9 protein-coding genes are annotated in these 12,573 nt (G+C 47.9%); 4 read left to right on the top strand and 5 right to left on the bottom strand.

Annotated features, from left to right (window positions below):
• Nucleotides 1–638 precede the first annotated feature (638 nt).
• The 4 genes from rmuC to Q502_RS00215 form a co-directional block, all read right to left on the bottom strand.
• Entirely contained in the window at nucleotides 639–1,883 is a 1,245-nt protein-coding gene (rmuC, locus tag Q502_RS00230; protein ID WP_099830257.1) for a DNA recombination protein RmuC, read from the bottom strand.
• Nucleotides 1,884–2,119: 236 nt separating this feature from the next.
• Nucleotides 2,120–2,755, bottom strand: a complete 636-nt coding sequence (locus tag Q502_RS00225; RefSeq protein WP_099830256.1) for a corrinoid protein — start codon at nucleotides 2,753–2,755, stop codon at nucleotides 2,120–2,122.
• Nucleotides 2,756–2,823: 68 nt separating this feature from the next.
• The gene (locus Q502_RS00220; RefSeq protein WP_099830255.1) at nucleotides 2,824–3,885 is read right to left on the bottom strand and encodes a nitronate monooxygenase family protein; all 1,062 of its coding nucleotides are present in this window, start codon (nucleotides 3,883–3,885) and stop codon (nucleotides 2,824–2,826) included.
• 132 nt (nucleotides 3,886–4,017) lie between these two features.
• Nucleotides 4,018–5,499 carry a DUF2779 domain-containing protein gene (locus tag Q502_RS00215; protein WP_099830254.1) on the bottom strand — a complete coding sequence of 494 codons (1,482 nt, stop codon included), beginning with the start codon at nucleotides 5,497–5,499 and terminating at the stop codon, nucleotides 4,018–4,020.
• A gap of 261 nt (nucleotides 5,500–5,760) precedes the next feature.
• Between Q502_RS00215 and Q502_RS00210 the strand changes: the two genes are divergently transcribed.
• The 4 genes from Q502_RS00210 (at nucleotide 5,761) to Q502_RS00195 (ending at nucleotide 10,491) form a co-directional block, all read left to right on the top strand.
• Nucleotides 5,761–6,819, top strand: coding sequence for a uroporphyrinogen decarboxylase family protein (locus Q502_RS00210; RefSeq protein ID WP_099830253.1), 1,059 nt, complete (start codon nucleotides 5,761–5,763; stop codon nucleotides 6,817–6,819).
• A 33-nt stretch (nucleotides 6,820–6,852) separates the two neighbouring features.
• Nucleotides 6,853–7,551: a vitamin B12 dependent-methionine synthase activation domain-containing protein gene (locus tag Q502_RS00205; protein WP_099830252.1), complete on the top strand. Its 699-nt coding sequence runs from the start codon at nucleotides 6,853–6,855 to the stop codon at nucleotides 7,549–7,551.
• A 201-nt stretch (nucleotides 7,552–7,752) separates the two neighbouring features.
• A complete protein-coding gene (locus Q502_RS00200) occupies nucleotides 7,753–9,531 on the top strand; it encodes an ASKHA domain-containing protein (protein WP_099830251.1) in 1,779 nt (592 codons plus the stop codon).
• Nucleotides 9,532–9,534: 3 nt separating this feature from the next.
• The gene (locus Q502_RS00195; protein ID WP_099830250.1) at nucleotides 9,535–10,491 is read left to right on the top strand and encodes a uroporphyrinogen decarboxylase family protein; all 957 of its coding nucleotides are present in this window, start codon (nucleotides 9,535–9,537) and stop codon (nucleotides 10,489–10,491) included.
• 45 nt (nucleotides 10,492–10,536) lie between these two features.
• Here Q502_RS00195 and Q502_RS00190 read toward each other — a convergent pair whose 3' ends face one another.
• A complete protein-coding gene (locus Q502_RS00190) occupies nucleotides 10,537–11,748 on the bottom strand; it encodes a uroporphyrinogen decarboxylase family protein (protein ID WP_099830249.1) in 1,212 nt (403 codons plus the stop codon).
• Between the last annotated feature and the right edge of the window lie 825 nt (nucleotides 11,749–12,573).

The raw sequence follows: 12,573 nt of genomic DNA, 5'->3' as shown, positions 1-12,573 counted from the left end.
CGGAAGACCGGACATTGCATCCCCTCTCGCATTTTATCGCATAAAGACTTTCAGAACCACTCTCGCGTATCATAATATTGTCTTACTGATGGAACAGGCAGCCGGGAGCGAAATCACATGGATTTTACCTTAAAGGGAAGAAGAGATTGTTATTTTCTATAAAGCGGTGAGATAGTCGAAAAAACTGCAAGAACGACGAAAATATCTTCGGTTACGACATCCGGGCACATCAAATACTGACGGTGGTCTAACTCAACTCGCTTATCCTTGCCGAAAAACTTAATGCAGATCGCTCTGTAGTAGAAATTACAGCGTTACTTCACGACTACGCAAGTATCAAAGACAGCAACCTTTACAGGGACCAGCATATACACGGTGCAGTCGAAGCGGATTGAGTTGCAAGTGCCGATGCGAGTGCCCATATTGTTGGTCTGCCCTCTTTATTCCGTCTAGCATATGTCAGCTACTTTCGATTAGGCTGGCGGATGGATTTCGGGAAAGACCGAAAGAAGCTGGCAGAAGCTCTGCTCCGAAGCAAAAAGACTGATCTTTGATGACCACATCGCGGCGAAAAAAGTTCTCAACCGCCTCTGAAGCGATCTTTCCCAAGTCCAGTCTCTGTATTTTGGCGCAGGAGATCAATCATAGTTCATATTTTCCGAAGATCTCGGTTCCTCGGCAATCCCTTCAATTTCGGGAAGCCTTTCGCGTGTCTCGGTAAGAGTTTCGATCTCCCTGACTTTCGGAAGCAGCCTGCTTTCAAAGGAACCCACTCCATCATTGTAGGCACTGACGGCGTTCTTTAGGTGGCCCTGCAGTCTGTTGTAATGAGCGAAGAAAACACCGAATCTATTATAGAGTTCTTTCGAGGCTTGAACAAGCCTCTCAGCGTTTTCGGTAAGGCTGTACTGCTGCCACCCATAGGCTACAGACTTCAACAGCGCAACGAGATTCACCGGAGAAGCAATAAGGACCTTCTTCGCAATAGCATATTCAAAGAGGTCCGGGTCTGTTAGAAAAGCCGCATTTATTGCAGACTCCACCGGGACAAACATTACCACAAAATCGGCATTTCTGCTGAACGATTCAGAGTAGTTCTTGCTGGCGAGTCTATTCACTGTCTCTCGAACATTCCTTGCGTAGACGTTCATGAACTGGCTTCTCGACGACTCGTCATCTTCTTCCAATGCGGCCAGATAACTGTCGAGCGGAACTTTGGCATCTACCGGTATGTAAGCTTCATTAGGTAGTTTTACAATAAGATCTGGCCTGCCACTGTCAATCGATTCCTGTTCCACAAAATCAACATGTTCGGTCATGCCGCTGAGCTCAACTATTCTACGAAGCTCAATCTCACCCCATCTTCCACGAGTTGATCTATTTCTCAAGGCGCCCTTCAAATCCGTAACGCCCTGCCTAAGATCGGTGTTTGCTGTCGCAAGAGTCCTCAGTTGTTCTTCAAGAGCTTTGTATGCTCCTTCTCTCTTAGATTCCAATTCCCTCACATTTCTTTCCAGCTTTTCCAGGTTGTCTTTCACCGGACTCACGAGACTCTCGAAATCCCTTTTCTGACTGCCCCAATCTTCTTTCTGCAGCTTGAGCAATCCCGAGAACTTGTCATTTGCCTGTCGAATGAAGTTTTCGGTACTGGAATTGAGAACATCAGAAGATATCGCTTTGAAGGTCTCTTCAAGCTCCTCTTTGGCAGAAGTTAGCCAGTCCAGTTTTTCATCCCTCTCTGCGACATCTCTCTCCAGGTCCTTTTCTTTGAGCTGGAGTTCCTGATTCCTCCTGATACTCTGAGAAAGTCTTCTGACAGATGCAATTGCGAAGAGAAAGGAAATCAGAGTGACGACCGACATTATTATTAACGCTGTCAACATCTTGAACCCTCCATCCGTAAATAGACAGCTTTACAGCCGTCAAAATGAAAAACCGGAATAAATGAATACCATCGGTATTATATCAACTTGTCTTTGAAATTGCACTTTGTAAAGGTTCCCTGAGCACATTTAGTCGTGTATTGAGTACCTATTCTATTCTTTGATTTTCGCGTTGAGCAAACGGTCTTCTCGACGATTCCGGATCGCCACCGGACACTCTTCAAAAATCAATGAGCTTACCCAGATACGAACATCCTTGCCAGTTCGACGGCTCCGGCACTGTCGGGAGAATAACCGTCCGCTCCAATTTCCTCAGCATAAGTTTGACTCACGGGCGCCCCACCTATGAGCACCTTTACTTCTTCTCGAATGCCGGCCTTTTTCAGTTCTTCTATCACTCTGGGCATATTAAGCATTGTGGTCGTTAACAGGGCGGAAATAACAAGAATATCCGGCTTCGCACCTTCGGCTGCCTCAACGAACTCTTCGGGCTTCACATCGACGCCAAGGTCGATTATTTCGAAGCCCGCTCCCTTAAGCATCATACACACCAGGTTTTTTCCAATGTCATGGAGGTCACCCTCGATAGTCCCGGCAATCACTTTGCCGATCTTCTTGACCCCTCCGCTGACAAGAAGAGGTTCAATAAGGTCCATACATTGGTTCATCGCCTTTGCAGCAACAAGAACTTCGGGAACGAAATACTCGCCCTCTCTGAATAACCTGCCAACTTCATCCATCCCCGGGATAAGTGCGCTATCCAGAATTTCCTTTGCGCTGAGGCCTTCCGCTAGAGCCTCTTCAGTGGCAGCTTTTGCCTGAGCAGGCATTGTTTCGATGATCGCGTTCGTTATCTTCTCCAGGGTTCCCATCTTCAACCTCCCCCACATTTATTTGCGGTGCAGACAGACCACTGACTTCTTAAGATACATCAAGAGAGCTAGCGCCTGTTTTCACCGAATAGTCTATCTATAACCTTCTTCACTGTTGTAATGCCTTCTATCCTGTATCCTTCGCTTCCCGTAAAGGCAAAGCCATTTTCCAGATCTCCCTTGCAGGCATTCATGAGCGCCTCTGCAATGCAGTATGGCGCCTCTCTGTAATTGCATGTCTTTATGCACTGAAATGAGCATTTAAACGGCTTTTTCTTTCCCTGCTCAACATCGTCCAGAAACTTGTTTTTTATTGCTCTGCCCGGCATTCCCACAGGACTCTTGATAATGGTTATATCCTCCCGACAAGCATTCACGAATGCCTGCTTGAACCTGTAGTCTGCATCGCATTCTTCCGTGGCCACAAAGGCCGTCCCTACTTGAACTGCTGAGGCCCCGAGCTTGAAGGCTTTTTCGACATCATCTCTATCGAATATCCCTCCGGCCGCTATCAACGGAATATTTTTTCCAGTATCACGTTTCACCTGATCTACAAACCTTCTGATCTCAGGTACGGTCTTTTCGAGAGAACTCTCTTCAGAAAAGATCTCCTCGACTCTGTATCCGAGGTGGCCGCCCGCCTTAGGTCCCTCCACAACGAAGCCGTCGGGGACGTAGCTGTACCTGCGAAACCATCTCTTGAATATTACGGTCGCAGACTTCAGAGATGAGACCACTGGAATTATAGCCGTTTCCGATCCATCATCGAGATAAGAGGGGAGATCAAGAGGCAGTCCCGCGCCGGAGATGATCACGTCTATCTTCTCCTTCACGGCCGTTTCCACCATCTCTGCGTAGTTTGTGAGGGCTACCATAATGTTTACTCCCAAAACCCCTTTTGTCTTCTCCCTTGCCCTTCTTATGGTATTCTTGAGGCCATCTATGCTTGCCTGCCTGAAGTTCTTTCTGTAACCGTCAACCGTCATACCAATACCTGCCGTTCCAATAACCCCTATTCCACCTTCAGAAGCGACGGTAGCGGCCAGATTGTCCAGAGAAATCCCTACGGCCATTCCTCCTTGAATAAGGGGAAGCGATGTCTCATGATTCTTTATCTTGAAGATTTCTATGTCGTCACATCCTCTCGATGCCTAAAGTATGCATGATTCATAATAACCTAATTTGATGACCAGATTATTCTACTTCGAAAATAATTCGATTAAGTCGTATGCTGACGATTCACATTTGTATCAACAGTATCCTCATTCCGATAATAGATCGCAGAGAAATTTGTGAATCTCTACCATCGCCAGTGTATCCATCTTGCAGTACTCCAGCATATCTCTTCTTATTCTCTCTACCTCGGGCTCTCTGTAATTTCCCAGAGCCATATTCACGAAAACATACCTGGCATCGTCACCGTTATGGATGAACAGTCCCTCATAACCAACCCCTTCTACAAGTGCAGGAAGAAGCCTTTTGATTGAGAAGCTTCCCCCGAAGTCGGGATGATATATGTGGTCTTTCACAAGCAGTTCCGAATCTACAAATATCTCCGAGAAGGATATGAGCTGTTCTGAAAGTTCTGGATAGTCTTTGTATCTGTTAGACAGCCATCTCAGAATATTCCTCTCAACGGAAGCATGGTGCGCCATAAGTGTTCTGCAGTCCTTGAGGTCCTCAACCAGCCTTTCGGCGAGCAGGAGGCTTTCATCTCTCGAAGGATTGCCGAAGAGAAACTCCCTGTGTTCAAGGACTTCCGGGTCTTTTCTTCGAATGTGCAGTGAATACTGATACGGGATCCCCTCGTAGGGAGCCAGACCATCATACAGGGGAATAACTGAAGCTGCAGTCTCGAAATCGAGATAACCTATCGGATACTCCATACTATTCAGCTTTTCTCGAAGTTCTTCGGGCTTGTCAATCACTATCCCTCCTGTTTTTGCTCCACGAAAGACTCTTTGCAGAAGAGGTTTGTCACCAAGTATCTCTCGCGGAAGCTCTTCCAGATAGAAGTATCCCTTTTCGATCAAAGCATCTGTCTTATCGGCACCCAATCTGGGAAGCTCAAAGATACTGAGTCTCCTGTCCAGACCGAAGCATCTTCGAAGATGCTCGCAGTCTCTGCATTTGTACCCCAATGAGCCGGAAGGAATCAATGTTGAAGTCAAGATAACTGATGCAAGTTCGAGTTTGGCCGTTATCTCTGTTTTCTGCTTCGAAACCTCGTCCGTTACGTCTATGATCTCAAAGAGCTTCCGGTCATCGTCACCCTTGCGATACATTCTTGAGACCATAATTAAACATGCTTTCTTGACTCTGTAACCCGAGCTTTCTATAACTGAGATTGTGTAAGAGAGATCTCTTATGTAGTCCTTTGTGTTCGATGAACCTGCTAGGCTCGCTTTGACCTCGAAGACATCCAGTCCATCTGCCCCTTTTCTCAAAACGTCCGCCCTTGAGACGAAATCGCCGCTAATGAAAGCGGGTTCAAACAGTGTTACGGACTGCCTGTCTCCGATAATCCGCTCGGTTACGAAGGAGGCCTCAAAGGGATCCAGTTCCTCTATCAGAATACCTTCAGGAAAGAGACTCCTCGCCCTTCTGCCGACATCTAGACCCTCTTTCATCCTGAAATCTTCTGCGATTGTCGGCGTGAAATCCCGAGGTTCATTCCTCTCGATCCATCCCCTGACAGGGCAGTAATCGTACTCGAGAAACATCTTATTAGTAATAAGTCTCAACTAGCTTCACCTCGAGTCTTGAAGAGTGTTGAATGCCTGAACTCAGATAACGTCTCATGATGATTATAACAGTACCGACAGGTCCGATTTTCAGGCCTTGTTTCGAGCCTTTATTTCTTCCGCAACTGCAGGTACGCATTCGTCGAGCTTTATTTGAGATATGGATTGATGCTAGAATGCTTTTGATGAGTACCCGATATACTTAAACACGATCGGAGTCTCCGGAGACTTGACTCTTTGGAAAAAATGGGGGGGATTCAGTTGAAACCGGCACCCGATTTCTCAGTGATTCTGGACGTCTTCAGGCGCAATGAAGAACCTTGCAGAGTTCCGTTCTTTGAGCTCTTTGCGGACGATAAAATAATGGAAGAAGTGATGGGCTACAAACTTGCCGTATTAGAAGAAGATCCCGACAGGTACTTCGACCAGCTGGTCGGTTTTTATGAGGAACTGGGATATGACTACGTTCCCTTCTATCAGGCTCCCCGCTTTCCCACTCCCGATTACATTCATGGTGAAGACACGGCAACATACCGCAGAGAAAGCAGGAAGTGGATGAATGAAAAGGGCGGCCCCATTAAGACCCTAAAAGACATCCAGGAAGCGGACTGGCCGAAGGCAGATGAAGCTGTCGATTTCGACCTTTTCCGTAAGCTGGGTGAGCACCTTCCCGAAGGAATGAAAGTAGTTGGAGGGGCTTCCGGCGGGCCATTTGAGCACTCCAGCTTCCTGATGGGTGTTGAGAATCTCTCCATGGCCGTTTACGAGGATCCCGAGCTGGTCAACACTCTTAACGAAAAGATCGGCCATGTTCTCGTTGGAGCCGCAAAGATCATCTCTTCAATGGATTGCGTAGGCGCCTACTGCTTTGGAGACGATCTCGGATACAAGACATCGACCATCTTCTCTCCGAGACATCTCAGAAGACTGGTCTTCCCGTGGTACAAAGAGATAGCCAGCGTGGTACATGCAAACGGTAAACCCTTTGTCCTTCACAGTTGCGGCAACTTAACCACTGTAATGGACGATATAATAGAAGCCGGAGTCGATGCAAAACACTCCTTTGAAGACCAGATAATGCCTGTTCCAGAAGTGAAAAGAAGATGGGGCAAGAGAATCTCGATCCTCGGAGGAATAGATGTTGATTTTCTATGTCACGCCTCCGTCGAGCAAGTTAGGAATCGAACACTCGAGACTCTCGAACAATGCGCTCCGGGAGGCGGGTATGCTTTAGGCACGGGCAACACCGTCGCCAACTACATCCCGGTGAGAAACTACCTTGCAATGCTGGAGGCTGGAAATGAATTCAACTCTCGCTAGATACGTCGAATCGGCTTTCGATTCGGTCGGTTCATGGTAGAGCGCGAGAAAAACATCTCAGTCCTGAAAGGCATACCTTTCAAGATAGAGGCGGCTTCGCTTGTAGAAAGCCTGCGGATCAGAGCCGGTTCTGAGGAAGAGACGACTTTCAGAGAGCTCGTAGAGAATGCCCGTGAGACTGCAAACCCAAAAGCGATCTACAGGACCTGCTTTGTCGACTGCGTTAACAACGACGAAGTTACAATAGAAGGTGTTCGCTTCGAGAGCCGTCTCCTGTCGAAAAAACTCCATTCGGTCGGCAGAGTCTTCCCGTTCGTCATAACTTCCGGACGAGAACTTTACGAGTTCCCGCTCGATCGTACAGACTTTCTCAAGATCTTTCTCTGGGATAGTGTGCTGGAGCACATACTACATGAGGCAGCCGGGTTCCTAAGAAGCGAGATTTCCAGGAATAACCTGATCGAAAACCTCGTATGGATGTCTCCAGGCTCGGGAGATGCGGAGATCTGGGCTCTGCAGCAGCAGAAGGAATTGTTTTCCTTGATTGGAAATGTGAAGGAAGAGATTGGGGTCGAACTGAATGAATCTCTACTCATGATTCCGACGAAGTCAATTTCGGGAATTGCATTTCAGTCCGAGAAGGATTACAGGAGCTGCATGGTTTGCAGAAGGGTTAACTGTCATTACAGAAGCGCACCGTATGATCGGAAGCTGAGGAACTCCCTTGAATAGAGTGGCTCAGTCTTCAAAATCAGTCTGGTTGGCGAGGTTAGGAGTTGCTGGCAAGAGGTTGGAGCAGAAAAAATTAGTTCTTAGTTTGCCATTGTCCATTCGGAAAGACCGTTGCCCAAAAGGAGCCGCTGCGGTGTCGCTCTCGAGTGAATGCATAGGTTAAATGAGATCGGGGATACCGATGAGGAGAGAGGTTAAGTAATGAAAGAAGCTGTGTATAAGGTCACATTCCTGCCTTCGCAAAGAACAGTAACGGCAAAGAGAGGCGATTTGCTGCTCGATGTTTTAAGAAGGGAATCGCAGCAGGTGAATGCCGTATGCGGAGGGAGGGGAAACTGTGGAAAGTGCAAAGCGCTCGTGGCTGAAGGAAGCAAGGCCTTCCCGCTCACCCTTACCGAGTCAAGACTCCTGACACGAGACGAAATTGCGGCCGGATACAGGCTGAGCTGCCAGTACAAAGTCATGACCGATGTCAGAGTCAAAACAGAGGACCCGGCTCTGAATTCCGCAGTTTCCAAACCGCCTCTTCCGAAGGCCTCGATAAGAGAGATATCTCCACAGGTTAGAGTCGAAGAGTTTTCTCTTTGTAGGCCGGATATTGATGACCAGACTTCAGACTATTCAAGACTGATGAGTGCTCTCGTTACCGAAAGACCGGGGATTGACAGACTTAGTCTTCTGAGAAGGCTTCCCCATGTCATAAGGGAGCTGGATTACAGAGGCAGGGCCGTCTTGTACGGAAGCGAAGTAATCGACATACTACCTTTCTCGGACGAAAGCGGTATCTTCGGCGTCGCAATCGATATAGGCACGACAACCCTCGCAGTTTACCTGGCAGATCTTAAGTCGGGAGAGATCGTTGCGGTTCGATCTGCTTCCAATCCCCAGTCTGCATATGGCCAGGATGTCATTTCCAGGATTGACTACGCAATCAAGAGAGACGAAGGAATCGATGAGCTGAGAACTGCAGTTTTGACAACACTGAATAGGCTGATTGACGATCTTTGCAAAGGAGGAGCAGTATCGAAGGAAAGGATCTACGATACTTCGATAGTGGGAAACACGACGATGATCCACATCCTTCTCGGAATAAGCCCGGAGAGAATCGCCTCCTCACCTTTCATACCGGCATTCACTGGAGGAAAGGTCTTCGAGTCGCGGGAACTGGATTTAGAAGGGTCCATTCCAAATTCGAAAATCTACATAATGCCCGGAATCTCAGCTTATGTAGGCTCGGATATCACGGCCGGTATTCTCTCGTCTGGATTTGTCGAAGATTCCGGCAACGTTCTCCTTGTGGATATCGGAACCAACGGGGAGATGGCCCTCAAGAGCGGCGGCAGAATCTTCACTTGCTCCACCGCGGCAGGTCCGGCATTCGAAGGAGGCAACATAAGCCAGGGAACTATTGCCAGACCGGGAGCGGTCGATCATGTGTGGTTCAATGGAGAAGGTATCGGATTCAGTACAGTGGATGGTTCTGATGTTTCTGGAATATGTGGTTCGGGATTGATAGACGCGATTGCCGTAATGATAGATGCAGGAGTAGTCAACGAATCGGGAAGAATCAAGGGAGAACACTTCGAACTTGATGGCCGGTCGGGAAAAGTGCGGATAAACAAGAGAGACATTCGTGAAGTGCAGCTTGCAAAAGCTGCCATTCGAGCAGGAGTATCCGTTTTGATGGACCGGGCCGGCATCGATACGCGAGATATAGACCGGATTCTGCTTGCCGGAGCCTTCGGAAACTACATCGATCCCGAAAATGCCCTGCGAATAGGCATGCTTCCCAAAGTACCGGTCGAAAGAGTTTCACCAGTCGGCAATGCGGCCGGTCTGGGTGCAGTTCTGGCAGTTCTCGATAGCGGGATTCGAGAGAGAGCGGAAAGTCTCAGCAGTGAGGTACATTATGTAGAACTATCTGGGAGAAAGGATTTCAACGAGATCTTCGTTGAGAATCTTGCCTTGAGGGAGGGATAAAGAATGGCTTTCACTAGATCAATCATACCTTTGCTCGGCGCGCCGGGAGCAAGACTGACGGGAACAAAGCTTAAAGAGAATCTCACAAACGTGGAAATCCAGTTCAAGTCTTTGTCGAAGCTTATGGAAGAGTTTCAGCCCGACGGGATCTTCTTCATGATGGACCTGACAGTCGAAGCCGAGGCGTTGGGAATGGAGATCGGTTTCCCTGAGGATGACAATCCCTTCGTTAAGGAACATCCAATAAAGGGACGCGACGAGCTGGCCTCTGTCGAAAACTCCTGGAGCGGAGTATCCGGCAGAATGAGGATCTTCACAGAAGTTGCAGATAAGATGGCGAGAGAACTGCCGGGAATGAAGGGCAGCTACGTTATCGGTCCACTTAGCCTTGCAGGAGAACTGGTTGGGGTTACAGATCTCTGTATGAAGCTGATAGAAGAGCCGGATTTTGCAGAGAGCGTAGTAGACTTTTGCGCAAGGGTTGTAGGTGAATACTCCAGAGCGCTAATCGACCACGGTACGGACACGATAGCCGTGCTTGAACCGACTGCGGTGCTCTTATCCAAGAGACAGTTCAAACGTTTCGCGCTTCCATATTTTGAAAAGCTCAGATCGGAACTTTCAAAACCTTTAATTTATCACATCTGCGGAGACACGGAACACATAGTAGAACCTATGGGTGCAAGCGGCGCCTACGGACTGAGCCTTGACAGCATGGTGGACCTGAAGGATACGGCGGAGAGAATTCCCGAAGATGTTTTTCTTATAGGCAACATAGATCCGGTTAAGGTCTTCCTTCAGTCAAACGGAGAGGAGGTCGAGAGAGAAACTACAGAACTTCTCGAGAAAATGAAGGACGTTCCCAACTTCATTTTGAGTTCCGGCTGTGATATTCCACTGGAGACTCCTCATGAGAACATCGCCGCCTTCTTCAGGGCCGGCAGGAATTTTCGGTCATAATACAATACATCAGGTTCAGAAGAAGAGCAGCTTCTTCAGCGAGTATTATCGAGAACCATATTCGTAAGCGCATTCAAAAAGTCTGAAGATCTTCTCGGGTGATACTTCGGCCTGAATGTTGTGGATAGGAGCAAAGACAAAGCCTCCGCCCGGAGAGAAAATGTCGATGCGCCAGCGAATATCGTCCTCCAATTCCTTGAGCGTTCCGAAAGGCAGGACGTGCTGTGTGTCACATCCTCCTCCCCAGAAGACGATATCTCTTCCAAATTCCTTCTTCAGCCTTTCCGGCTCCATATTCTTCGCGTTAGTCTGAACCGGGTTCAGGATCTGAACCCCGGCTTCTATGAAATCTGGTATGAAGGGATAGACGGACCCGCAGGAGTGAAGAAAGATGAACAGATCGGGTTTCTTAATGTGAATGAAGTCGCACAGGTTTTTCAGTCTGGGTTTGAAGACAGATCTGAAAATCCGGGGCGATATCGCCGTATTTTCCTGGGTGCCGTAATCGTCGCCAATCTGAATAATATCTATATCGTCTCCCACGTTAGAGAGATACTTTTCCAGATCTACAATATAGGTTTCGAGGAGCCGGTCGAGAAAGAACTCCATAAGAGACCGGTCGGTAATCAGCCTCTCCATGAACTCCTGGTACCCGAACATTGAATGGCCCGCCTCGAGGAAGTTTCCCCCGAAAGCCCCGATTACGGCGCAGTCTGTTGACTCACGTATTCCCGAGAGCTGTCCTTTCAGGAACTCTATTTCCTCGTCAGTCAGTTTTGGCAGAACAAGAGCCGAGATCTCCTCTTTGCTCTCGGCCTGGGCAAGGGGAAAGTAACTCCTGTCGAAGTAATGGCCGCCTCGGGGCATTCTCGCGACTTCGACACCGTTCCTCTCGACTGCTAGCGAACCGTCCTCTTTCACTTTGAAGTCGAAACCATCTGGAAAGAGGTATCTCGACCCATCTCCAAAGATGTCTCTCCTTATCCAGGAATCGATTCTAGTTTCAAAGCCTCCGTTCAGTCTCTTGAGTTCGATCACATCGGAATGTACTTCTCTCCTGATCTCCTCATCGATAAAGGCAAGCATCTGATGAATATCGAAAACCCTTACTGAAAGATCACAATAACCGAGATAATCTACAAGCTTCTTGTAAGCTTTAGCATGAATGCCGGTCGACCTCATTCCTCCCAGATCGATAGGAATACGGTCAGGTTCGCGGTGTTTCAACGTTTTCAACACTCTATCTCGCGAAGTCATGCAGTTTCTCTCCTTTCAGATCCTTCTCTCCTGAGATTCTACGAAACAATTATGCCTGAGACAGATTCTATTGCTTCGCTACTGTAAGATTTAGAAATAGGATCAACCTCTCTTTAAGCTCTTAATTACCCATAAGTTACGGAGCTAAATAGAAATCATATTGTGCTTCTTCTCCCTTGACAGTATATGCTGTATTTGGCTCCTGATGATCCTGATCTTAAGTCCTCCCTTGAGGGAGGAGGACCACGAATTGGCGGAGGGTGTGCACGCTCGTCTTTGAGAACTGCAAAGGCCGCTGCCTTGAAATAATCCCAAGAGAGCGGATGTTGGTTCCTGGTAAGAACATATTGCACAGACCTACTAAAGACGTGAAGAGCGAATACATCCAATAAAGCTCGGCCAGGCTGATCGATGCGGGACGCGCTTCAAAGACGTGCACACACCCCACCGCAAGCGGTCCCCCCGCTCGAGCGGGGATTTAAGATCAAGAGCAGAAGAGCGGTTCATCGTTGACACTCCGCGTCCGGGGTCGGTCTTAGTTAAAAACCACGAGATGATGAGATGGGTTCCAGAGAACATCATGTGGGTAATGATGAGCTCTTTAAGGACAGCAATAAAGTGAAACGTACGCGTGCCCCAAGTTCTTTGAAGGAATGACCGCTGTAACTTTCAAAACTATCTTCTGAAAGTGTTTAGCAACTTTTCAATTATTGCAGATTTACACTTTCTCTTCAAACCAAAATCAAAACGCAATATCATAATTCTGAGTGATTTGTCTAGACTTATTTATCATTCCTGGTAAGGGCTTCAGGTAACCGCTTGAAC

The sequence above is a fragment of the Mesotoga sp. Brook.08.YT.4.2.5.2. genome, assembly GCF_003351125.1.
In the GTDB taxonomy this organism is placed as follows: Bacteria; Thermotogota; Thermotogae; order Petrotogales; family Kosmotogaceae; genus Mesotoga.
The sequence above is the reverse complement of the archived record's forward strand: the minus strand, read 5'-3'. Positions and strand labels throughout refer to the sequence as shown.